The sequence below is a fragment of the Streptomyces sp. NPDC059582 genome (assembly GCF_042735715.1).
Classification (GTDB): Bacteria; Actinomycetota; Actinomycetes; order Streptomycetales; family Streptomycetaceae; genus Streptomyces.
Genome location: NZ_JBHWCC010000003.1, coordinates 205,769 through 227,199, shown reverse-complemented (window position 1 = coordinate 227,199; position 21,431 = coordinate 205,769). Strand labels below are relative to the sequence as shown.

16 protein-coding genes, 1 pseudogene and 2 riboswitches are annotated in these 21,431 nt (G+C 72.5%); of the genes and pseudogenes, 10 read left to right on the top strand and 7 right to left on the bottom strand.

The annotated features are described in order from the left end of the window. The first annotated feature begins 134 nt into the window (after nt 1–134). From ACFV0T_RS04620 to ACFV0T_RS04600, 5 genes and pseudogenes are all read left to right on the top strand, one after another. A complete protein-coding gene (locus ACFV0T_RS04620; protein ID WP_385774537.1) occupies nt 135–2,060 on the top strand; it encodes an ABC transporter ATP-binding protein in 1,926 nt (641 codons plus the stop codon). Nucleotides 2,061–2,209: 149 nt separating this feature from the next. Beyond that, nucleotides 2,210–2,374 (top strand): annotated as a pseudogene (locus tag ACFV0T_RS04615) (acyl-CoA dehydrogenase family protein); the annotation flags it as partial. A 5-nt stretch (nt 2,375–2,379) separates the two neighbouring features. Beyond that, nucleotides 2,380–3,456, top strand: a complete 1,077-nt coding sequence (locus tag ACFV0T_RS04610) for an enoyl-CoA hydratase/isomerase family protein (protein ID WP_385774535.1) — start codon at nt 2,380–2,382, stop codon at nt 3,454–3,456. 98 nt (nt 3,457–3,554) lie between these two features. After that, a riboswitch (cobalamin riboswitch) is annotated at nt 3,555–3,707 on the top strand. Between the two features lie 35 nt (nt 3,708–3,742). After that, nucleotides 3,743–3,964: a CbtB-domain containing protein gene (locus ACFV0T_RS04605; protein WP_385774364.1), complete on the top strand. Its 222-nt coding sequence runs from the start codon at nt 3,743–3,745 to the stop codon at nt 3,962–3,964. A 21-nt stretch (nt 3,965–3,985) separates the two neighbouring features. Continuing rightward, complete coding sequence (locus ACFV0T_RS04600) at nt 3,986–4,744, top strand: CbtA family protein (protein WP_385774362.1); 759 nt, start codon at nt 3,986–3,988, stop codon at nt 4,742–4,744. Between the two features lie 113 nt (nt 4,745–4,857). Here ACFV0T_RS04600 and ACFV0T_RS04595 read toward each other — a convergent pair whose 3' ends face one another. The 5 genes from ACFV0T_RS04595 to aceA all read right to left on the bottom strand — a co-directional run bounded on the left by ACFV0T_RS04595 (nt 4,858) and on the right by aceA (nt 12,375). After that, nucleotides 4,858–5,037 (bottom strand): hypothetical protein, encoded by a 180-nt coding sequence (locus ACFV0T_RS04595; protein ID WP_385774360.1) that lies wholly within the window; start codon nt 5,035–5,037, stop codon nt 4,858–4,860. Nucleotides 5,038–5,356: 319 nt separating this feature from the next. After that, nucleotides 5,357–7,675: a 5-methyltetrahydropteroyltriglutamate--homocysteine S-methyltransferase gene (gene metE / locus ACFV0T_RS04590; RefSeq protein ID WP_385774358.1), complete on the bottom strand. Its 2,319-nt coding sequence runs from the start codon at nt 7,673–7,675 to the stop codon at nt 5,357–5,359. 164 nt (nt 7,676–7,839) lie between these two features. Further along, a riboswitch (cobalamin riboswitch) is annotated at nt 7,840–8,117 on the bottom strand. Nucleotides 8,118–8,317: 200 nt separating this feature from the next. Beyond that, nucleotides 8,318–9,223, bottom strand: coding sequence for a 3-hydroxybutyryl-CoA dehydrogenase (locus ACFV0T_RS04585; protein ID WP_385774356.1), 906 nt, complete (start codon nt 9,221–9,223; stop codon nt 8,318–8,320). After that, a complete protein-coding gene (aceB, locus tag ACFV0T_RS04580; protein WP_385774354.1) occupies nt 9,220–10,812 on the bottom strand; it encodes a malate synthase A in 1,593 nt (530 codons plus the stop codon). The genes ACFV0T_RS04585 and aceB overlap by 4 nt, the downstream gene beginning before the upstream one ends. A 267-nt stretch (nt 10,813–11,079) precedes the next feature. After that, nucleotides 11,080–12,375, bottom strand: coding sequence for an isocitrate lyase (aceA, locus tag ACFV0T_RS04575; protein WP_385774352.1), 1,296 nt, complete (start codon nt 12,373–12,375; stop codon nt 11,080–11,082). Between the two features lie 377 nt (nt 12,376–12,752). Between aceA and ACFV0T_RS04570 the strand changes: the two genes are divergently transcribed. The 4 genes from ACFV0T_RS04570 to ACFV0T_RS04555 all read left to right on the top strand — a co-directional run bounded on the left by ACFV0T_RS04570 (nt 12,753) and on the right by ACFV0T_RS04555 (nt 16,266). Next, on the top strand, nt 12,753–14,165 hold the full coding sequence (locus ACFV0T_RS04570) for a short-chain fatty acyl-CoA regulator family protein (RefSeq protein WP_385774350.1): 1,413 nt from the start codon (nt 12,753–12,755) through the stop codon (nt 14,163–14,165). Between the two features lie 642 nt (nt 14,166–14,807). Beyond that, nucleotides 14,808–15,227 (top strand): aspartate 1-decarboxylase, encoded by a 420-nt coding sequence (gene panD / locus ACFV0T_RS04565; protein WP_385774348.1) that lies wholly within the window; start codon nt 14,808–14,810, stop codon nt 15,225–15,227. 44 nt (nt 15,228–15,271) lie between these two features. Further along, nucleotides 15,272–15,619, top strand: coding sequence for a GNAT family N-acetyltransferase (locus ACFV0T_RS04560; RefSeq protein ID WP_385774346.1), 348 nt, complete (start codon nt 15,272–15,274; stop codon nt 15,617–15,619). 8 nt (nt 15,620–15,627) lie between these two features. After that, a complete protein-coding gene (locus ACFV0T_RS04555) occupies nt 15,628–16,266 on the top strand; it encodes an aspartate/glutamate racemase family protein (RefSeq protein ID WP_385774344.1) in 639 nt (212 codons plus the stop codon). A 759-nt stretch (nt 16,267–17,025) separates the two neighbouring features. On the opposite strand, the gene gndA is transcribed toward ACFV0T_RS04555, so the two are convergent. Next, entirely contained in the window at nt 17,026–18,465 is a 1,440-nt protein-coding gene (gene gndA / locus ACFV0T_RS04550) for an NADP-dependent phosphogluconate dehydrogenase (protein ID WP_385774342.1), read from the bottom strand. Nucleotides 18,466–18,743: 278 nt separating this feature from the next. Here gndA and ACFV0T_RS04545 point away from each other — a divergent pair, with 278 nt between their 5' ends. Continuing rightward, the gene (locus ACFV0T_RS04545) at nt 18,744–19,985 is read left to right on the top strand and encodes a transglycosylase family protein (RefSeq protein WP_385774340.1); all 1,242 of its coding nucleotides are present in this window, start codon (nt 18,744–18,746) and stop codon (nt 19,983–19,985) included. Here the strand turns inward: ACFV0T_RS04545 and ACFV0T_RS04540 are convergent. Next, nucleotides 19,975–21,351 (bottom strand): DMT family transporter, encoded by a 1,377-nt coding sequence (locus ACFV0T_RS04540; protein ID WP_385774338.1) that lies wholly within the window; start codon nt 21,349–21,351, stop codon nt 19,975–19,977. The genes ACFV0T_RS04545 and ACFV0T_RS04540 overlap by 11 nt on opposite strands. Between the last annotated feature and the right edge of the window lie 80 nt (nt 21,352–21,431).

Sequence of the window (21,431 nt, the reverse complement as noted above, 5' to 3'; positions counted from 1 at the left end):
TGCGACAGTGGGGACGGCGGCTTACGGACGGGAAGCGGCTGGGGAGTGAAGGTCATCGGTTCCTTCGTCTGCGCGTGTTTCGGCCGGACATTGACCTCAACGAAACTTGAGGTTCTACGTTCTCTCTCATGAGCATGGAAACCACCGCCTGGACGCAGCTGTACAGCGTCATGAACGCCCAGCAGGAACGCCGTCCCTACGCCCGCGCGACCCTGCGCCGCATCGGCGCGTTCGCCCGCCCGCACCGCCGCCGCATCGCGCTGTTCATCCTGCTCGGCATGCTGACCGCGCTGCTCGCCGTGGCGACACCCGTCCTGGCCGGACGTGTCGTCGACGCGATCGTGTCGCACGGGGACGAGGGCACGGTCGTCCGCCTCGCCCTGCTCATCGCGCTCATCGCGGTGCTGGAGGCGGCGCTCGGCATCATGGGCAGGCGGCTGTCGGCGACGCTCGGCGAGGGCCTCATCCTCGATCTGCGGACGGCTGTGTTCGATCATGTGCAGCGGATGCCGGTCGCGTTCTTCACACGCACTCGTACGGGAGCGCTCGTCTCCCGTCTCAACAACGACGTCATCGGCGCCCAGCGCGCGTTCAGCAACACGCTCTCCGGCGTGGTCAGCAACCTGGTCACACTGCTGCTCACGCTCGCCGTCATGCTCACCCTGTCCTGGCAGATCACCCTGCTCGCCCTCGCCCTGCTCCCCGTCTTCGTGCTGCCCGCCCGGCGCATGGGCAGCCGCATGGCCCGTATGCAGCGCGAGGCGGCCACGCTCAACGCGGCGATGGGCACCCGGATGACCGAGCGCTTCTCCGCCCCCGGCGCCACCCTGGTCAAGCTCTTCGGACGGCCGGAGGAGGAGTCGGCGGAGTTCGCGGTCCGGGCCGGCCACGTCCGGGACATCGGGGTGCGCACGGCCATGGCCCAGTGGGTGTTCATGACGGCACTGACGCTGGTCTCGGCCCTGGCCCTGGCCCTCGTCTACGGCCTCGGCGGCTGGTTCGCCCTGCGCGGCACCCTGGAGCCCGGCGCGGTCGTCTCCCTCGCCCTGCTCCTGACCCGCCTCTACGCACCCCTCACCGCGCTCGCCGGGGCCCGCGTCGAGGTGATGAGCGCACTCGTCAGCTTCGAACGGGTCTTCGAGGTGCTCGACCTCGAGCCGCTCATCGAGGAGCGGCCGGACGCGCGCGAGGTGCCCGAAGGACCGGTCTCCGTCGAGTTCGACGACGTCCGCTTCGGCTACCCGTCCGCCGACAAGGTCTCCCTCGCCTCCCTGGAGGAGGTCGCGGTCCTGGACAGCCGCGGCGGCGCCGAGGTCCTGCACGGCGTCTCCTTCCGCGCCGAGCCCGGCCAGACCATCGCCCTCGTCGGCTCCTCCGGCGCCGGCAAGTCCACGATCGCGCAGCTCCTGCCGCGCCTGTACGACGTCGACGAGGGCGCCGTACGCCTCGGCGGCGTCGACGTCCGCGACCTCACCCCCGCCTCCCTGCGCGCCACCCTCGGCATGGTCACCCAGGACGGCCACCTCTTCCACGAGTCGGTCCGCGCCAACCTGCTGCTCGCCCGGCCCGCCGCCACCGAGGACGAACTGTGGGACGCCCTGCGCCGCGCCCGCCTCGACAACCTCGTACGCGCCCTGCCCGACGGCCTCGACACGGTCGTCGGCGAACGCGGCTACCGCCTCTCGGGCGGCGAACGCCAGCGCATGACCATCGCCCGGCTGCTGCTGGCCCGCCAGCGGGTCGTCATCCTCGACGAGGCCACCGCCCACCTCGACAACACCTCGGAGGCGGCGGTCCAGGAGGCGCTCACCGAGGCCCTGGCGGGCCGCACCGCGATCGTGATCGCCCACCGGCTGTCCACGGTGCGGGCGGCGGACCAGATCCTGGTGATCGAGTCGGGCCGCGTCGTGGAACGCGGCACCCACGAACAGCTCCTGACGGCCGACGGCCGCTACGCGGAGCTGTACCGCACCCAGTTCGAGCAGCACACGGCGGACGAGGCGACCCGGATCGCGCCGCCGGAGGAATCGGCGGTCGTGAGCGGCCCGTTCGGGCCGTGAGCCGTGCGGCCCGCCCGCCGGACGCTGCCCCGGAGCGGATGTCCCGCGCGCCGGATGTCCCGCGCGCCGGATGTCCCGCGCGCCGGACGTCCCGCGCGCCGGATGTCCCCCGCGCCGGACCGTTCGCCCCGGCGCCGTGGCCGGCCCGCGACCGTGCGCTCCGGCCGCACGGGGGCCACGATCACCTCGGCGAGCACGGCACTGAGAAGATCGTCCGCGAACTGCGTGTCCACCAGATCCTGGAAGGAACCGACGAGATCATGCGCGTCATCGTGGCCCGCGGCCTGACGGAGGCGTTCGGATGGCCGGTGTGAACGAGATCAGTGACACCGAGGGAACCGTCCTGCTGCGCACCGCCGGACGAGCCGCCCACATCACGCTCAACCGCCCCAAGGCCCTCAACGCCCTGGACCACGCGATGGTGCGCCGCATCGACGCGGCGCTCACCGCCTGGGAGCACGACCCGGCCGTGGAGACCGTGGTCATCACCGGCGCGGGGGAGCGCGGACTGTGCGCGGGGGGCGACATCCGTGCCGTCCACGACGACGCCCGCGACGGCGACGGCACCGCCGCCGCCGCGTTCTGGCGCGACGAGTACCGCCTCAACGCGCGCATCGCCCACTACCCCAAGCCGTACGTCGCCGTCATGGACGGCATCGTCATGGGCGGTGGCGTCGGCCTCTCCGCGCACGGCAGCGTCCGCGTCGTCACCGAGCGGTCCCGGATCGCCATGCCGGAGACCGGGATCGGCTTCGTGCCGGACGTAGGCGGCACCTACCTGCTCGCCCTGGCGCCCGGCGAGCTGGGCACCCACCTCGCGCTGACCGGAACGCAGATCGGCGCCGCCGACGCCCTGTTGTGCGGACTCGCCGACCACTATGTACCGTCCGCCGCGCTGCCGGACCTCGTCGGCGACCTCGCCGAACTGCCCGTACGGGACGTCCTGGCGCGTCATGCGCAGCCGCCACCGCCCGGGGAACTGGCGGGACGCCGGGAGTGGATCGACGACTGCTACGCCGCCGACAGGGTCGAAGACATCGTCCACCGGCTGCTCGCCCACGGCGACTCGGCCGCCAAGGAGGCCGCAGAGACGCTGCTCGCCAAGTCGCCCACCGCCCTGAAGGCCACCCTGGCCGCCATGCGCCGCGTCCCCCGGCTCGGCCCGCTGGAACGGGTCCTGGACCAGGAGTACCGCGTCTCCTGCGCGGCCCTGTCCACCCCGGACCTGGTGGAGGGCATCCGCGCCCAGGTCATCGACAAGGACCGCGCCCCGCACTGGTCGCCGGCCACCCTCGCCGAGGTCACCGACGCCGACGTCGCGCGCTTCTTCGCCCCCCTCGGCGAGCGGGAACTCGGCCTCGCCGGACCCGACGTCCCGCCGGAGGCGGCCTGGTGAGCGGCGCTGTCGCGCCCATCGGCCGGAAGGCCGCCCGCACGTGACGAGGGCCGGGCCGCCGACCGCGAGACGAAGATCACGCGGGTGGCCCGGTCTTGGCCATGTTCGCGCCAGGCGGTACCGTCGGTCCGGTATCGACGACGACAGAACGGAAGCCGGTGGAAGTCCGGCACGGTCGCGCCACTGTGAGCGAGCAGCCCCGCCGGGGCGGCCCGTGAGTCAGACCCGTAGCCGTCGTCATGTGCACCACCGAGATGGGACGCGAACTCCCAAAGGAGGCCCTGCCATGGCGCAGCACGTCGCCCAGCCGACCGCAACCGCCCCTGTTCTTCCCGCCAAACTGCCGATCGCCGCGATCGCTCCCTGGGCGGTCTTCTTCGGCATCCTGATGCTGGTCCTGTTGTACTTCGTCGGCGCGGAGCAGGGTGCCACCTCCGTCGTCTCCGGCGCGGAAGTCCACGAATGGGTGCACGACGCCCGCCACCTTCTCGGCTTCCCCTGCCACTGACCCGAGGGACGCCGCAGACCCATGAACTCCGCAACCGTAAGAAACCTTCTCGTGCGGGGCATGTTCGCCGGCCTCGCGGCCGGCGTGCTGACCCTGATCGTGGCCTACTTCCTCGGTGAACCCAGCGTCGACAGCGCCATCGGCTTCGAGGAGGCGCACGCCCCGGCGCACGAGCACGAGGTCGAACTGGTCTCCCGTTCCCTCCAGTCCACCGCCGGTCTCGCCACCGGCGTCCTGGTCTACGGCATCGCGTTCGGCGGTATCGCCGCGCTCGCCTACTGCTTCGCGCTCGGCCGGGTCGGCCGCTTCTCCGCGCGGGCCACGGCCCTGCTGCTGTCCGGCGTGGCACTGCTCGCGGTGTACGTCGTGCCGTTCCTGAAGTACCCGGCCAACCCGCCGTCCGTCGGCGACCCCGACACCATCGGCAAGCGGACCACGCTGTACTTCCTGATGATGGTCCTCAGCGTGCTGCTGGCCGTCGGCGCCACGATCCTCGGCAAGCGGCTCGCGCCGGCGCTGGGCACCTGGCACGCGACGGTCGTCGCCATGCTCGTCTTCGCCGTGGTGATCGGCCTTGCCTACGAGTTCCTGCCCGTCATCAACGAGGTGCCGGGCGACTTCCCGGCCGCCCTGCTGTGGCGCTTCCGGGTGTCCGCGCTCGCCATGCAGGTCACTCTGTGGGCCGGATTCGGCCTCGTGTTCGGCGAGTTGGCCGAACGGCTGCTGCACCCCAAGCCGGAGACCGTCGCACCAGGGCGGGCTGTTGCCGCCTCCAACTGAATGAGCCGGACACCCGGAACACGAGAGGGCCCGCGGAACCGTCCGGGGGCCCTCTCGCGTTCTCCGGACACCGACGACTCGGACCATGGACATGACGCATCGACCCGGCCCGATCACCCGGAGACGACAAGGGCGAGCGGCGGAGGACCCGAGTGAGCAGACAGCCGCAGCCGCGCCGCATCACGCTCGGCGGCCACGAGGCGGTCGCCCTGACCCCGGTGGAGTACGAGCAACTCATGGCCGGCCGACGGCAGATCGGCGGCCAGAGCGCCCGCGTTCGGGTCCTCGCCCATCAGGCGAAGCCGACCGAGCGACTGCTGCAGGCGCTGGAGGCCCTGGTCGCCGCGCCGAGTGCCACCGGCGGAGCAGGCCGACCGGGACGGACCACCCGGCCCCCTGTCACACCGCCGAGCCGGCGCCGCCCGGCACGGTCACCGACTGCCTGCGCTGCGCCGTCTCGGACCCTCTGCGCAGACACCGCAGCCCGACAGCCTGAACCACGTGGCCCACCCATCGGGCCGCACCCAGGTCACCGGGCGACCCGGTGACGGCTCGACGGACATGGGGCGGGCCGGGCCGCGCGAGGCACCCCGGCCCTGAGCGGCGTCCGGGTCAGGAGGCGGTCAGCTCGCCGCGGACCGTGCGGGCCGCGGCGACCAGGTTCTCCAGGGAGCTGCGGGTCTCGGGCCAGCCGCGGGTCTTCAGGCCGCAGTCGGGGTTGACCCACAGCCGTTCGGCGGGGATGGCCTCGAGGCCGGTGCGCAGCAGTGCGGCCGCTTCCCCGGCTTCCGGGACACGCGGGGAGTGGATGTCGTACACGCCGGGTCCCGCCTCGCGCGGGTAGCCGTGGGCGGCGAGTTCACGGGCGACCTGCATGTGGGAGCGGGCGGCCTCCAGGCTGATGACGTCGGCGTCGAGGTCGTCGATGGCCTGGACGATGTCACCGAACTCGGCGTAGCACATATGGGTGTGGATCTGGGTGTCCGGGCGTACGCCGCCGGTGGTGAGGCGGAACGCCTCCGTCGCCCAGCCCAGGTAGGCGGCGTGGTCGGCGGCCCGCAGGGGCAGCGTCTCGCGCAGAGCGGGCTCGTCGACCTGGATGACCGAGGTGCCGGCCGCCTCCAGGTCGCCGACCTCGTCGCGCAGGGCGAGGGCGACCTGCCGGGCGGTGTCGCCGAGCGGCTGGTCGTCGCGGACGAAGGACCACGCGAGCATGGTGACCGGCCCGGTGAGCATGCCCTTGACCGGACGGCCGGTGAGCGACTGGGCGTACGTCGTCCAGCGCACGGTCATCGGCTCCGGGCGGGAGATGTCACCGGCGAGGATCGGCGGCCGGACGTGACGGGTGCCGTACGACTGCACCCAGCCGTGCTGGGTGGCGAGGTAACCCGTGAGCTGTTCGGCGAAGTACTGCACCATGTCGTTGCGTTCGGGCTCGCCGTGCACCAGGACGTCCAGGCCGGTCTTCTCCTGGAAGGAGATCACCTCCTGGATCTCGGCCCTGATGCGCTCCTCGTAGCCGGCCGTGTCGATGCGGCCCGCGCGCAGATCGGCCCGCGCGGTGCGCAGTTCGCCGGTCTGCGGGAACGAGCCGATGGTGGTGGTCGGCAGCAGGGGCAGGCCGAGGTGGGCGCGCTGGGCCGCGGCCCGCTCGCCGTACGGCTGGGAACGGCGGCCGGCGGCGTCCGTGACCGCGGCGGTCCGCGCCCGTACGGCGGGGTCGCGGGTGATGGGCGAACCGGCGCGGGAGGCGAGGTCGGCGCGGTTGGCGGCGAGTTCCGCGGTGATCGTGCCGGTGCCCTCGGCGAGGCCCTTGGCGAGGGTCACGATCTCGGTGGTCTTCTGCCGGGCGAAGGCGAGCCAGCGCAGGATCTGCGGCTCGATGTCGTGTTCGACGCAGGCGTCGAGCGGGACGTGGAGCAGCGAGCAGGAGGCCGAGACGTCGACCTGGTCGGCCAGTCCCAGCAGGGTCCCCAGGGTGGTGAGGGACTTCTCCAGGTCGTTGACCCAGATGTTGCGGCCGTTGACGACTCCGGCGACCAGACGCTTGCCGGGCAGCCCGCCCACCGCGGCCAGCGCGTCCAGGTTGGCCGCGGCGGCCTCGGTGAAGTCGAGCGCGAGCCCGTCCACCGGCGCCTTGGCCAGCACCGGCAGGGCGTCGCCGAGCCGGTCGAAGTAGGAGGCGACCAGCAGCTTCGGCCGGTCGGCGAGGCCGCCGAGCTCACGGTAGGCGCGGGCGGCGGCGTTCAGTTCGGCCGGGGTGCGGTCCTGGACCAGGGCGGGCTCGTCCAACTGCGCCCACTGTGCGCCGGCCGCGCGCAGGTCGGCGAGGACCTGCGCGTACACCGGCAGCAGACGGTCGAGCAGGGTGAGCGGGTCGAAGTCGGCGGCGACACCCGGGGCGGGCTTGGCGAGCAGCAGGTAGGTGACGGGACCGACCAGGACGGGCCGGGCGGCCAGGCCCACGGAGAGCGCCTGCGTCAGTTCCCCGACCTGCTTGGCCGAGTCGGCCGTGAACACGGTGTCCGGGCCCAGCTCGGGTACCAGATAGTGGTAGTTCGTGTCGAACCACTTGGTCATCTCCAGCGGCGCCACGTCCTGGGTACCGCGCGCCATGGCGAAGTAGCCGTCCAGAGCGTCCGCCTCGACGGCGGCCCGGTGGCGTGCGGGGACGGCGCCGACCATGACGCTGGTGTCCAGCACGTGGTCGTAGTACGAGAAGTCGCCGGTGGGCACCTCGTCGATGCCGGCCTCGGCCAGTCGGTGCCAGTTCGTGCGGCGCAGTTCGGCGGCGGTGTCCCGGAGGGCGTCCGCGGTGACGCGGCCCTTCCAGTAGCCCTCGACGGCCTTCTTCAGTTCCCGGTTCTGTCCCTGCCGGGGGTAGCCGTGCACGGTGGCCCGTGCTGCCGCGGCTGCGGGCTTGCTGGTCACGGAGATCTCCTTCGCGAGATGAATCCCTGAGATCCCGGAGACGGGACGAGAGCGCGAAGGGCGACGACCGGACGGTGCGACCTCGCGTGACAGGGCGCGGTCGTCTCCGCCTGGTGTGTTCGCCGACCTGCCCTCGAGGTCACCGGGATGTCCGCGCACGAGTCGTCCGCACGCGGGCAGTCGGCAGGTCTTCGGACTCGCGGGCACGTCCTCGTCATGCGAGTTCCGTGCGGCTTCGGACCAAGTCGCGCGAAGTCGTACGTCGTACTCGTACGAGGACATCTACTGGCCGTCGCTTCCCAGACCCTGTTCTCGGACCCAGTGCGTATGACGGCGGTCGTTCCCGCTCACCGCTGCGGGGCAGTCCCGGATTCCCACCGGGTTCCCTCTTACGACGCATCCCGCCTGGCGGACGGGGCGAACCAGCTGCACCCGCCACCCTAGGGGACGGCGGCACGTGTGCCGTGTCACGTCCGTCATTCGGATGGTGAGGTGGGCCACGTGGCGGACAGGCGTGGAACGGACCGTGGGCGGGAAGCGCACCCCAGCGCCTCCCGCCCCGCCCTCCGCGTCCCGGCAGCCGCCGCGTCCCTCGGCCGGCGAGGCCGTCCCGGGCCCCTCAGCCCGGTCGAACCAGGCCGCTCACCCCTGGTCGTAGACGTGGAACCCACGGCCGGCCTTACGGCCCAGCAGCCCGGCCTCCACCATCCGCTGGAGCAGCGGGGGAGGCGCGTAGAGAGGTTCCTTGAACTCGTCGTAGAGCGACTCGGCGATCGCGGCGACGGTGTCGAGCCCGATCAGGTCCGCCAGCCTCAGCGGGCCCATGGGGTGGGAGCAGCCCAGTTCCATGCCGGTGTCGATGTCGCCGGCGGTGGCGAAGCCGGACTCCGCCATCCGGATCGCCGACAGGAGGTACGGGACGAGCAGCGCGTTGACGACGAAGCCGGCCCGGTCCCGGGAGCGGATGACGGTCTTTCCCAGTACACGGGTGGCGAAGTCCGTGACCGTGGCGGCCGTCCGCGCCGAGGTGTGCAACGAGGTCACGACCTCCACCAGGGGCAGGACCGGGACCGGGTTGAAGAAGTGCAGTCCCACGACCCGGTCCGCCCGGCCGGTCGCCGTGCCGAGCCGCATGACGGGGAGGGAGGAGGTGTTCGTCGCCAGGACGGCCGACGGATCCTCGACGATCTTGTCGAGGGCGGCGAAGACCTCGGTCTTGGCGTCGGGGTTCTCCACCACCGCCTCGACCACGAGCTGCCGGTCGGCCAGGTCGTCGAGGCTCCCGCTGAACACCGTCCGGGTGAGCGCGTCCCGCGCGGCGGACTCCTCCAGCCTGCCGCGCCGCACCGCCCGCTCCAGCGACGCCGCCACCCGGTCGCGCGCGGCACGGGCCGCGACCGCGTCCGCCTCGCACACCACCGTGTCCAGGCCGGCCCGCGCGCACACCTCGGCGATGCCCGCGCCCATCTGGCCGCCGCCGACCACGCCGACCCGTCGGATCTCCGCGCCCGTCCGACCGTCGCCGACCCGCCGGATTCCCGCGCTCACGACCGCTCCTCCGTCCGCCGGACCAGGTGGCGCGCATAGGCGTCCGGAGTGAAGAACATGGGCAACTCGGCGGCCAGGGAAGTCCGTTCGAAGAGCGCGCGGATGTCGTCGACGGGCGCCCACGGATACTCGGCGCCCAGCGCCGCGCTCTCCTCGTCCAGCACCCGCAGGACCGTCTCCCGGTCGATCACCCGGTGCCGCAGCCACTGCCAGATCTGCACCCGGGCGATCTCCGCGGTGGCCGCGTCCTCCATCAGGCCGTACAGCGCGACGGCGCCCTGCCCGCGCAGCCAGGCGGCGAAGTAGCGCAGCGCGACCGCGATGTTGGTGCGCACGCCGTCGTCCGTGGGCGGGCCGCTGATCCGGCGCACCGACAGCAGATCCGCCGGTGTCACCTCCACGTCGTCGCGGGTGCGGTCGATCTGGTGGGGCCGCTCGCCCAGCACGGCGTCGAACACCGTACGGCAGACGGGGACCAGTCCGGGGTGCGCGACCCAGGACCCGTCGAAGCCGTCCTCCGCCTCGCGCTCCTTGTCCAACCGGACCTTGGCGAGCGCGGCCTCGTGGGCGGCCGGGTCCTTGCCGGGCACCTGGGCGGCCATCCCGCCGATGGCGTGCGCGCCCCGCTGGTGGCAGGTGCGCACGAGGAGTTCGGTGTAGGCGCGCAGGAACGGGGCCGTCATCGTGACCTTCGCCCGGTCGGGCAGCAGGAAGTCGGTGCGGTGGCCGAAGGTCTTGATCAGGCTGAACAGGTAGTCCCAGCGGCCCGCGTTGAGCCCGGAGGAGTGCTCGCGCAGCTCGTGGAGGATCTCCTCCATCTCGAACGCGGCGGTGATCGTCTCGATGAGGACGGTGGCGCGGACGGTCCCCCGGGGGATGCCGAGCAGCTCCTGAGCGGTGATGAAGACGTCGTTCCACAGACGGGCCTCGTAGCGGTTCTCCAGCTTCGGGAGATAGAAGTACGGGCCGTGTCCGGCGTCGATCTGGCGCTGGGCGCAGTGGAAGAAGTACAGGCCGAAGTCGACCAGGGCGGCGGGCACCGGGCCGCCGTCGAACTCCAGGTGCTCCTCGTCGAGGTGCCAGCCGCGCGGCCGGACCACGATGGTCGCGAGCCGGGTGCCGAGCCGGTACTCCTTGCCGTCGGCGGTGCCGAAGTCGATGCGCCGCTCGATGGCGTCGAGCAGGTTGAGCTGTCCGCCGACGACGTTGTCCCAGGTGGGTGAGGTGGCGTCCTCGAAGTCGGCCATCCAGACCTGGGCACCGGAGTTGAGCGCGTTGACCGTCGTACGGCGGTCGGGCGGCCCGGTGATCTCCACCCGGCGGTCGGTGAGGCCGGCGGCGGGCGGCGCGACCCGCCACGACGGGTCCGCGCGGACCGCGGAGGTGACCAGCGGGAACTCCAGCGGGGAGCCGCTCGCCAGGCGCAGGGCCTGTCGGCGGCGCTCCTTGAGCAGTTCCCGGCGGCGTGGGCCGAAGGCCGCGGTCAGCCGGCCGAGGAAGTCCAGGGCGGCGGGCGTGAGGATCTCGTCGTGCCGGTCGCCGAGCGGCGCGAGAACACGGACCTGGTGGGTCAGTGCGGTGGTGGACATCGGTTCTCCTGCGGATGGGGCGGGGCGCGGGGGAGAGCGGGGGAGAGGTGCGGGGCACGCGGGAGCGCGGTGCACGGGAGCGAGGAGCGAGGGGCGAGGAGCGGGGAGCGTGGGTCGGACGGGGACGGTCGTACGACCCCCGCTCGGCTTCGGCGGACCGGGCCGCACAGGTCCGGCGGGCGGGCCTGCTGGAACCGCTCCTCGGACCTGGTGCAACTGCTCCTCAGGCCTGGTGGAACTACTCCTAGGGCCTGGTGCAATCGCTCCTCAGGCCTGGTGGAACTGCTCCTCCTCCGTGGAGCCGGAGAGAGCGGTGGTGGACGATGCCGGGTTGACGGCGGTGGAGACGAGGTCGAAGTAGCCGGTGCCGACCTCGCGTTGGTGCCTGACCGCGGTGAAGCCCTGCGCTTGGGCGGCGAACTCGCGCTCCTGGAGGTCGACATAGGCGGTCATGCCGTATTCGGCGTAACCGCGGGCCAGGTCGAACATCCCGTGGTTGAGGGAGTGGAAGCCGGCCAGGGTGATGAACTGGAAGCGGTAGCCCATCGCGCCCAGTTCGCGCTGGAACTTGGCGATCTGGTCGTCGTCCAGGGCCGCCTTCCAGTTGAAGGAGGGCGAGCAGTTGTACGCCAGCATCTGGTCCGGGTACCGCGCGTGGACGGCCTCGGCGAACTCGCGGGCCTGGACGAGGTCCGGAGTGCCGGTCTCGACCCAGATCAGGTCCGCGTAGGGCGCGTAGGCGAGGCCGCGGGCGATGACGGGCGCCATGCCGTTGCGCACCCGGTAGAAGCCCTCCGCCGTGCGCTCGCCGGTGACGAACTGCGCGTCGCGCTCGTCCACGTCGCTGGTGAGCAGGTTGGCGGCGAGCGCGTCGGTACGGGCGACGATCAGGGTCGGCACGTCGGCGATGTCGGCCGCCAGGCGGGCCGCGTTGAGGGTGCGGATGTGCTGGGAGGTGGGCACCAGGACCTTGCCGCCGAGGTGGCCGCACTTCTTCTCGGAGGCGAGCTGGTCCTCGTAGTGGACGCCGGCCGCGCCCGCCGCGATCATCGCCTTGGTCAGCTCGAAGGCGTTCAGCGGGCCGCCGAACCCGGCCTCGGCGTCGGCGACGATCGGCGCCAGCCAGTCCGTGGTGTCGCCGGCGTCCTCGGCGGTGGCGATCTGGTCGGCGCGCAGCAGCGCGTTGTTGATCCGACGCACCACCTGGGGAACGGAGTTGACGGGGTAGAGGCTCTGGTCCGGGTACGTGTGACCGGCCTGGTTGGCGTCGGCGGCGACCTGCCACCCGGACAGGTAGATGGCCTGAAGCCCGGCCTTGACCTGCTGCACGGCCTGACCACCGGTCAGCGCGCCGAGCGCGTGGATGTAGTCCCGCTCGTGCAGCTGCCGCCACAGCCGCTCGGCGCCGCGCCGGGCCAGGGTGTGCTCCTCACGGACACTGCCCGACAGACGGATCACGTCCTCGGCTCCGTAGGTGCGCTCGATCCCCTGCCAGCGGGGGTCGGTGGCCCAGCGCCGCGCGAGTTCCTCGGCCGCCTGTGTCCTCGTCCTCGCCTCTGCCATGACTGTCACCGTCTCCTCGATTGTGCGGACTGCCAAGCTCCCTGTCCGAGCGAACAGAGGTGGCACTGTGTGTCGTTCCTTTGTGGTGCGGCCCGCCGTTCCACCGTCGGGCGGAGGTGAGCAACGCTGCCGTGCGCGACCCCGCCCTGACCGGGACTTCCGACGTCAGGGCGTGAATCGCTGCCCCGGCTCCGGGCGGCGGCCGGCGGGTCCGGCGGGCCGCACTCAGACTCTGGCACTGGCACTGAGTGCCATCAAGCGTGGACGTCTGCCAACTTCTGCGAATCTTCCGCTTGCCGTTTGCCAAGGTTGCGAAGGCATGAATACGGACCGCCTCGCATAGGCTGAGCGCCGAGCCGGACCCCGGAGGACACACCGTGAGCAAGACGTACGCGGGAGCGCGCCTACGCCGCCTGCGCGAGGACCGCCGGATGAGCCAGGCCGAACTGGCGCGCGTGCTGGCCATCTCGCCCAGCTACCTGAACCAGATGGAGCACGACTCCCGCCCCCTCACCGTTCCGGTGCTGCTGCGCCTGACCGAGGCCTTCGGCGTCGACCCGGGCTTCTTCTCCGAACGCGACACGAGCCGCCTGGTGGCGGACCTCCGCGAGGCGCTGGCCGGGGAACTCGCCGAGGCCCGGATCTCCGCGTCCGACCTGACGGACCTCGCCTCGCGGCTGCCCGCCGTCGCCCGGATCCTGCTCGACCTCGGCCGCCGCAACCACCGCCTCGCCGAACGCCTCGCCGGGGCCGTGGACGGCCGCGACACCGGCCCCGAGTCCCCGCTCTCGCCCCACGAGGAGATCCGGGACTTCTTCTACCGCCGCCAGAACTACCTCCACGACACCGACCTCGCCGCCGAACGACTGGCCCAGGACATCGAGATCCGCCCCGGCGACGTCGTACGGGCTCTGTCGGACCGGCTCGCCGACCGTCACGGTGTCCGGCTGGCCGCCGACACCGGCCCCGGCACCCACCTGCACCACTACGACGAGCCGACCCGCACCCTGCACCTGTCCACCCGACTGCGCCCCGGACAGCGCGCGTTCCGCCTCGCGACCCAGCTCGCCCTGCTGGAGTACGGCGACGGACTCGACCGCCAGGCCGCCGAGGACTTCCCGCCCGGCTCACCCGCCCACGCCCTGGCCCGCATCGGCATCGCGAACTACTTCGCGGCGGCCCTGGTCCTGCCCTACGGCGCCTTCCACGAGGCCGCCGAAGAGGTCCGCTACGACATCGAGCGGCTCACCGACCGCTTCGGCCTCGGCTACGAGACCGTCTGCCACCGCCTGAGCACCCTCCAACGCCCGCGCCTGCGCGGTGTCCCCTTCTCCTTCGTCCGCGTCGACCGGGCCGGCAACATGTCCAAACGCCAGTCCGCCACCGGCTTCCACTTCTCCCGCGCCGGCGGCACCTGCCCCCTGTGGAACGTCTACGAGGCGTTCGCCGCCCCCGGCCGCATCCACGTCCAGCTCGCCGAAATGCCCGACGGCCAACGCTACTTGTGGACGGCCCGCGCCCTCACCCGGCACCGCGGCGGCTGGGGCGAACCCGGCAAGACCTTCGCCATCGGACTCGGCTGCGAGATCCGCCACGCCCACCGGCTCGTCTACTCCGACGGCCTCGACCTCGCGAGCGCCTCCGCCGCCACCCCCATCGGCATGGGCTGCCGCGTCTGCGAACGCCTCGACTGCCCCCAGCGCGCCGCCCCGCCCCTGGGCCACCCCCTGCGGATCGACCAGAACACCAGCACCTTCGTGCCGTATCCCGTCACTGATCCGACGCCCTGACCGGACGGCGCGACGCGTGTTGGACGCGTGCGCTCCGTGCGTTCGTGTGGATGCGGAGGCCCGCACGCATCCCGGTCGGCGCGGGCGCGGATTCCCCGTGTCCGCCGCGGTGGAGCGACGGTCGGTGGTCTGCTCGAGCGGCCTCGACGAAGCCGGGCAGTACGCGTACCAGGGCCGCGTCGGCGGCTGTCTGATCACGGGCAACGAGGACGGCGTCAAACACTGCGCGATGAACGTCCTCCACAGCCTCCTGTACTTGGGGTACACGATCCCGCCCCAGGCGGACGCCGGCTGGATCGGCGCGGCCGGCCCCCCTCGCACCTCGACCCCGGCTCGGGCGGGCCGGAGAACGACTTCACCAACCGCAATGCCACGTTCATGACCTGGAACCTGCTGCATCCGGCACGGCGCTGAACGATCTCGGAGGCATCCCCGCCCACGGCAACAGCGCTCCGCCCGGGACGCAGGGTGTGCCGCCACGAGTACAACAACCCCTAGCACCGCCGGACCGGGTCCCGCACCCGTGCAGCCCGGACACCGGACCGTGCACCGGCCTCCATCGTTCAGGCGACCGGTTGTATGGTGCGTATACAGCCCTTGACCTGCAAAGCAGGCAGGGAGCCTAGTTTCGGGAGTACCTCCATGCTGCGCACCATGTTCAAGTCCAAGATCCACCGGGCCACCGTCACCCAGGCCGACCTGCACTACGTGGGATCGGTGACCATCGACGCCGACCTCCTGGACGCCGCCGATCTGCTGCCCGGTGAGCTGGTCCACATCGTCGACGTCACCAACGGCGCCCGGCTCGAGACGTACGTCATCGAGGGGGAGCGCGGGTCCGGGGTGGTCGGGATCAACGGGGCCGCGGCCCATCTGGTCCACCCCGGTGATCTTGTGATCATCATCAGCTACGCTCAGGTGACCGACACCGAGGCCCGTACCCTGCGCCCCCGGGTCGTGCACGTGGACGCCGGCAACCGGATCGTCGCCCTGGGCGCGGACCCGTCGGAGCCGGTGCCGGGCTCGGACCAGGAGCGCAGTCCGCAGGCGGCCGGTGCCTGACCGTGGGACCGTTCGACTCTTCTTCCGTCCTTCGAGGAGTGCCTGTGAGCGACATCGAGATCCGTGACGACCGGTCGGCCGGTCGCCTGGAGGCGCTGGGCGCCGACGGCGAAGTGGTCGGCCACATCGAGTACTTCGTGCTCGAATCCCCGGAGCGGGCGCTGGTCCCCGTGCACACCATCGTCGAACCCGCCCACGAGGGGAAGGGCATCGCGGGCTCTCTGGCGCGCGAGCTCTACGCCATCTCCGGGCGTGAGGGCGTGCCGGTGGCGCCGCTGTGCCCGTACGTCGTCAAGTGGGCCGAACGCCACCCGGACGAGGCGCCGGCGGTCGCCCCCGAGCTGCTGCGGGCGGCCAAGGACTGGCTGAAGGCGCACCCCGGAAGGTTCTGACCCCTCCCGTGCTCGCCCTCCTGCACACCTCGCCCGTCCACGTGCCGGTCTTCGACGCCCTGCGCGACGAGGCACATCCGGGCCTGGAGCTGCGGCACTTCGTCGACGAAGGGCTGCTGGAGCGGGCGCGCGCGGCGGGGCCGGACGCGGTGGCCGCGGACGTACGCGCCGTCGTCGACCGTGCCGTGGCCGACGGCGCGCGGGCGGTGCTGTGCACCTGTTCCACCCTCGGCGGCGTCGCGGAGACGTACGCCGCCGAGGCCGGGGTCCCGGTCCTGCGCGTCGACCGCCCGATGGCGACGGCCGCGGTGGCTGCGGGGGCGCGAGTCGTCGTCCTCGCCGCGCTGGAGAGCACCCTCGCTCCGACGGCGGCGCTGATCGAGGAGGAGGCCCGCCGGGCCGGCCGCCCGGTCACCGTCCGCACCGTCCTGGTCGACGGCGCCTGGGCCCGCTTCGAGGCGGGCGACAGCGAGGCGTACGTCCGCCGGGTGGCGGCCGCCGCCGACGAGGTCACCGCCGCCGACGCGATCGTCCTGGCCCAGGCCTCCATGGCCCCGGCCCAGCACCTCGCCACCACCTCGATCCCGCTGCTCTCCAGCCCCCGCCCAGGCCTGACGGCCGCCGCCGAGGCCACCCGGGGCGACTGAGACTCAGGCGACTGAGACTGAGGCGACTGAGGCCGGTCGAGCGGAGACCGGTTCGACGAGCGGCGGGCATCCGTCGCACGCCGGGTCGGGGCGACGCGGTGGAGGCACCCCTCGTGTGCCGGGCGGGGCGCTGGAGGCGCCTGCCGTGCGTGAGCGCCGTACGCCGGGCGGGACGGGCGAGAGCTCGCCGTGCTCCTGGCCAGGTGGCGGAGGCCGCTGAATGAGGCCGACCGGCCCCCTGCCGTCGACGCCCGCGGGTGACTGGTGGCGCGGGCCCCGGGTACGCGGGGGAGTAGTCAGGAGCGAAGGATCACCGAACGGCCGGAGGGACGCCATGACGAACCCCTATCCCGACCCCGCCCCACCCGGACCGACGCCGGGCCCCGACCCACGGCCCCCGGAGCCCTACCCCGATCCCGCACAGCCTCCGACCCCGACCCCGCCGCCGGACCCCGTACAGCCCCCGGCCCCGGTCCCGGACCCGGCGCAGCCTCCGAAGCCGACGCCACCCCCGGCGCCGGGACCGCCGTCACCCCCGCATCCGGTCCCGCCCCCGGGCCCGGCCCCGTCGCCGATCCCGCCGGGCCCGGAACCGGTGCCCGACCCCCAGCCGGGGCCGCCGCTCACCTGACCGCGGGCGGCGGGTGGCACGCCGACGGCGGACGACCGTCGAGGTCGCCCGCCGTCCCGTGTTCAGGTGGTCCCGCGTCCAGCGGTGGTCGCGCCCGCTGGTAGGCCGCGACCTCCGACCGCCCGCTGTTACGCCTCGACCTCCGACCGGTCCCCGCCCCACAGCGTGTGGAACGAGCCCTTGCGGTCCGTCCGCCGGTAGGTGTGCGCACCGAAGAAGTCCCGCTGGCCCTGGGTGAGCGCGGCCGGCAGCCGCTCGGCGCGCAGCGCGTCGTAGTACGCGAGCGCCGCGGCGAAGCCGGGGGTCGGGACGCCCTCGCGGGTCGCCGCGATCAGGACCTCGCGCCAGTCGTCCTGCGCGCCGGCGATCTCCTGCGCGAACGTCTTGTCGGACAGCAGGCTCGGCAGGTCGGGCCGGGCGTCGTAGGCGGCGCGGATGCGGTCCAGGAAGGCCGCGCGGATGATGCAGCCGCCCCGCCAGATCGAGGAGACGGCACCGAGGTCGATGTCCCAGTCGTACTCCTCGCTGCCCGCCGCGATCTCGTGGAAGCCCTGCGTGTACGACACGATCTTCGACGCGTACAGCGCCTGCTCCACCCGGTCCGCGAAGGCGGCCGCCTCGGACTCCGACAGCGCAGAGGCCTTCGGGCCGGCCAGGCCCCGCGAGGCCTCGCGCAGCGCGCTGTGGCCGGACAGCGAGCGGGCGAAGACCGCCTCCGCGATGCCGGACACCGGCACACCCAGGTCCAGGGCGATCTGGACCGTCCAGCGGCCCGTGCCCTTCTGCTCGGCCTGGTCCTCGACGACGTCCACGAAGGGCCGGCCCGTCGCCGCGTCCACGTGCGACAGGACCTCCGCCGTGATCTCGATCAGGTACGAGTCGAGCCGGCCCGTGTTCCAGGTGCGGAAGATCTCCGCGATCTGCGCGGGGGAGTACCCGGCGACGTCCCGCAGCAGCTGATACGCCTCGGCGATGAGCTGCATGTCGGCGTACTCGATGCCGTTGTGGACCATCTTCACGAAGTGCCCGGCGCCGTCGGGGCCCACGTGTGTCACGCAGGGCGCGCCGTCCGCGGCCTTCGCGGAGATCTTCTCCAGCATGGGGCCGAGGGACTCGTACGACTCCTTGGGGCCGCCCGGCATGATGCTCGGTCCGTTCAGCGCGCCTTCCTCGCCGCCGGAGACGCCCATGCCGACGAAGTGGATGCCCTGCTCGCGCAGCGCGCGCTCGCGGCGCCTGGTGTCGGCGAAGTGCGCGTTGCCGCCGTCGATGATCATGTCACCGGGCTCCAGGAGCGGGGCGAACTCCTGGATCACCGCGTCCGTCGGTTCACCGGCCTTGACCATGATGACCAGACGGCGCGGCCGCTCCAGCGCCGCCACGAAGTCCTTGGCGGTCTCGGCCGCGACGAACTCGCCCTCGTGCCCGAACTCCTCCACCAGCGCGTGCGTACGCGCCGCCGTCCGGTTGTGCAGCGCGACCGCGTAACCGTTGCGCGCGAAGTTGCGGGCGAGGTTGCGGCCCATGACCGCGAGACCCGTGACGCCGATCTGGGCTGTACTGCTCATACGGTTGGCTCCTAAGGATCCTGATCTCGGTCGTGCCGGTCGTGTCCGCCAGTATTGCCGCATCGACCATCCTGACGTTCCGGTACGCCGACCGCACGTCCGGGCTGTTCCATGTTGCGTACGCAGATACGCGCGGGAACCCCCACCTGCCTCAGCCGTTCGGCAACTCGGATGAATTACTCGTCACTTGTGTGACAGGGCGGCTGATTGCTGTCTTGTCCTGGCCTGTTCGCGGCGCTTACTTTTGGCCCTCCTGACGCACGTCGAGGGGGCTCCCCATGGCCGTACGCGGCCGGCACCGCCGGTATCAGCCGAACAGGATCAACCGCGCCTCACTCACCGTCACGGCGGGCAGTGCCGGGATCGCGATCCCGCTGATCGGCGCCGGTGCCGCTCAGGCGGCCGACGTGGACACCTGGAGCAAGGTGGCCGCGTGCGAGTCCAGCAACGACTGGAGCATCAACACCGGCAACGGCTACTACGGCGGGCTCCAGTTCAGCCAGTCCACCTGGGAGGCGTACGGCGGCACCGCGTACGCGCGCCGGGCGGATCTGGCCACCCGGGACCAGCAGATCGCCGTCGCGGAGAAGGTGCTGAAGGGACAGGGTCCCGGCGCCTGGCCCGTGTGCTCGGGACGGGCCGGACTGACCCGGGGCGGCGACACGCCCGACATTCACCCGGCCGGCACTACGTCGACCCGGACCGCCAAGGGTTCCGCGCCGACCTCCACGCAGGCCTCCGCCCCGGATGTGCAGCCGCAGACCACACCCCAGTCCCGGGCCGGCACGGCCGAGATGTACACGGTGGTGCGCGGGGACACGCTCTCCGGGATCGCCGACGAGCAGCAGGTCCGGGGCGGGTGGCGGGGGCTGTACACGGCCAACCGCAGAACCGTCGGCGCGGATCCCGACCTGATCCTGCCGGGCCAGCGGCTGAACCTGCGCGCCAAGACCGCCACCACGACGACCCCGGGCCACACCGCCCCGACCCACACCGCCCCGAGTCACACCAGCCCGAGTCACTCCACCCCGAGTCACTCCACCCCGAGTCACACGACACCCGGGCACCCCACGCGGAAGGCCGCCTCGGGCAGCGCCGGAACGACCGCCACCGGCCACTCCCTGGTCGCCCCGGTCGACGCCGGTACGGGCACGCCGTACCACGCGGAGGGCTCCTCCTGGTCGAAGGGCTACCACACCGGCGTCGACTTTCCCGTGCCCACGGGGACGACCGTCAAGGCGGTCGCGGCGGGCCAGGTCGTCAGCGCGGGCTGGGCCGGTTCCTTCGGCTACCAGGTGGTCGTCCGGCACTCCGAGGGTCGCTACACCCAGTACGCGCACCTGTCGGCGATCTCCGTGAAGCCCGGACAGTCGGTGGGCGGCGGACAGCGCATCGGCCGCTCGGGGTCGACGGGCAACAGCACGGGCCCGCATCTGCACTTCGAGGTGCGGACGGGGCCCGGATTCGGATCGGACGTCGATCCGGTGGCCTTTCTGCGGACCGGCGGCGTCAGGATCTGACGCGCGTACGACGCCGCGCCACGACCGGCATCAGGACGAACGGACCGCCGTAGAAGGAGCCGTAGTAGTGCGGGGGCTCGTCCTGCGGCTCGTTCGGCTGCCCGTCCGCGTCGGACAGCCGCCGCGCGAGCGGGACCGGCTCGGGTTCGTCCGCCCGCAGCGCGCCGACCGCCTGCCCGGGGATCCTCGGGACCCCGGTGATCTGCTCGGTCTCCCGGATCTCCGCCATGTCCTGGATGTCGGTGATCTCGGCCATCTCCGCCATCTCCGCGAGGAGGAGTGCGTCCGCTTCCGCCCGTGGTTCCGGCACCGTGGCCGCTCGGGCGACCGTCACCGCGTCGGTCCGCGGCGCGCGCTCCGTCTCGTCGGCCATGAACTCGTCGGCCGTGAGCTTTCCGGCCGTGAGCTCCTCGGCTGTGAGCTCCTGCGCCGCGAGCTCCTGCGCCGCGAGCTCCTGCGCCGTGAGCCCCTCGGTCGCGAGTCCTTCTGCTGCGAGTCCCGCCGCCGTGTGCTCCGCGGACGCCTGCTCCGCCGCCGTACGCGTCAGGCGCTCGGTCGTCAGCAGGATCAGGCCGCCCCCGGCCACCACCGCGCAACTCAGGGCGAGCGCCGTGCCGGTGGTGCCGTAGCGGAAGGTTTCGCCGAACATCGTGATGCCCACCGCGGCCGCCACCACCGGGTTGACGACCGTCAGCGTGGCCAGCGGAGCGGCGAGTCCTGCGCCCCGGTAGGAGGCCTGCGACAGGAGCATGCCGGCCGTGGCCAGGACGCCTATCACCGCCAGGGACGACAGGTCGGCCGCCACGACACCGCCGGTCCAGTCGACCGCGACCGTCTTGGTGAACACCGAGGACATGCCGAACGCGATGCCGGACGCGGTGGCCAACAGCACGCTGCGCACCGCCGGGTGCCGGTGCGCCGCCCGGGCGGCCAGCATCAGCGCGACGACCGCGCCGCCGGTGACCACGGCCGCGGCCACCCGCTGGGCGGTGTCGAGCGACTGCGCGTCGGCCGTGCCCACCAGGGACAGCAGACCCGCGAGCCCGACCGTCGCCATGATCGCGCCCCGCCAGGCCGTGGCACCGGCCTTGCGGCCGACGAACAGGGCCGCCATGGGCAGCGCGAAGACGATGGTCAGCGCGCCCAGCGGCTGGACCAGGCTCAGCGGTCCGTACGCGAGCGCCACCACGTGAAGGACTCCGCCGAGACCGTTCAGAGCCACCGCCGCCCACCAGCCCGCCCGGCGCAGCGGCGCGAACTGCTCCTCGGGTGAGGACACCGCGACCTGCTCCTGCACGATCGCGCCGCCGGCGTACGCCACCGCGGAGACGAGCGACAGGACCACGGACAACGCGAGGGCACTCATGAGCAGCTCCTCTGCGTGGAGCGGGGGCGCTGAGCCCAGCGCGGCGAACGGTCGTCTTCCATACGGAACACCCTGCCCTG

Coding starts and splice junctions, on each gene's coding strand:
- ACFV0T_RS04620 (WP_385774537.1), top strand. CDS start 135: ATGGAAACCACCGCCTGGACGCAGCTGTACAGCGTCATGAACGCCCAG.
- ACFV0T_RS04605 (WP_385774364.1), top strand. CDS start 3,743: ATGGCGCAGCACGTCGCCCAGCCGACCGCAACCGCCCCTGTTCTTCCC.
- ACFV0T_RS04600 (WP_385774362.1), top strand. CDS start 3,986: ATGAACTCCGCAACCGTAAGAAACCTTCTCGTGCGGGGCATGTTCGCC.
- ACFV0T_RS04595 (WP_385774360.1), bottom strand. CDS start 5,037: ATGGGCGAGGACCCGAACGCGGGCGCTCTGGCCGCCGATCTGCCGTCG.
- aceB (WP_385774354.1), bottom strand. CDS start 10,812: ATGTCCACCACCGCACTGACCCACCAGGTCCGTGTTCTCGCGCCGCTC.
- aceA (WP_385774352.1), bottom strand. CDS start 12,375: ATGGCAGAGGCGAGGACGAGGACACAGGCGGCCGAGGAACTCGCGCGG.
- panD (WP_385774348.1), top strand. CDS start 14,808: ATGCTGCGCACCATGTTCAAGTCCAAGATCCACCGGGCCACCGTCACC.
- gndA (WP_385774342.1), bottom strand. CDS start 18,465: ATGAGCAGTACAGCCCAGATCGGCGTCACGGGTCTCGCGGTCATGGGC.
- ACFV0T_RS04545 (WP_385774340.1), top strand. CDS start 18,744: ATGGCCGTACGCGGCCGGCACCGCCGGTATCAGCCGAACAGGATCAAC.
- ACFV0T_RS04540 (WP_385774338.1), bottom strand. CDS start 21,351: ATGAGTGCCCTCGCGTTGTCCGTGGTCCTGTCGCTCGTCTCCGCGGTG.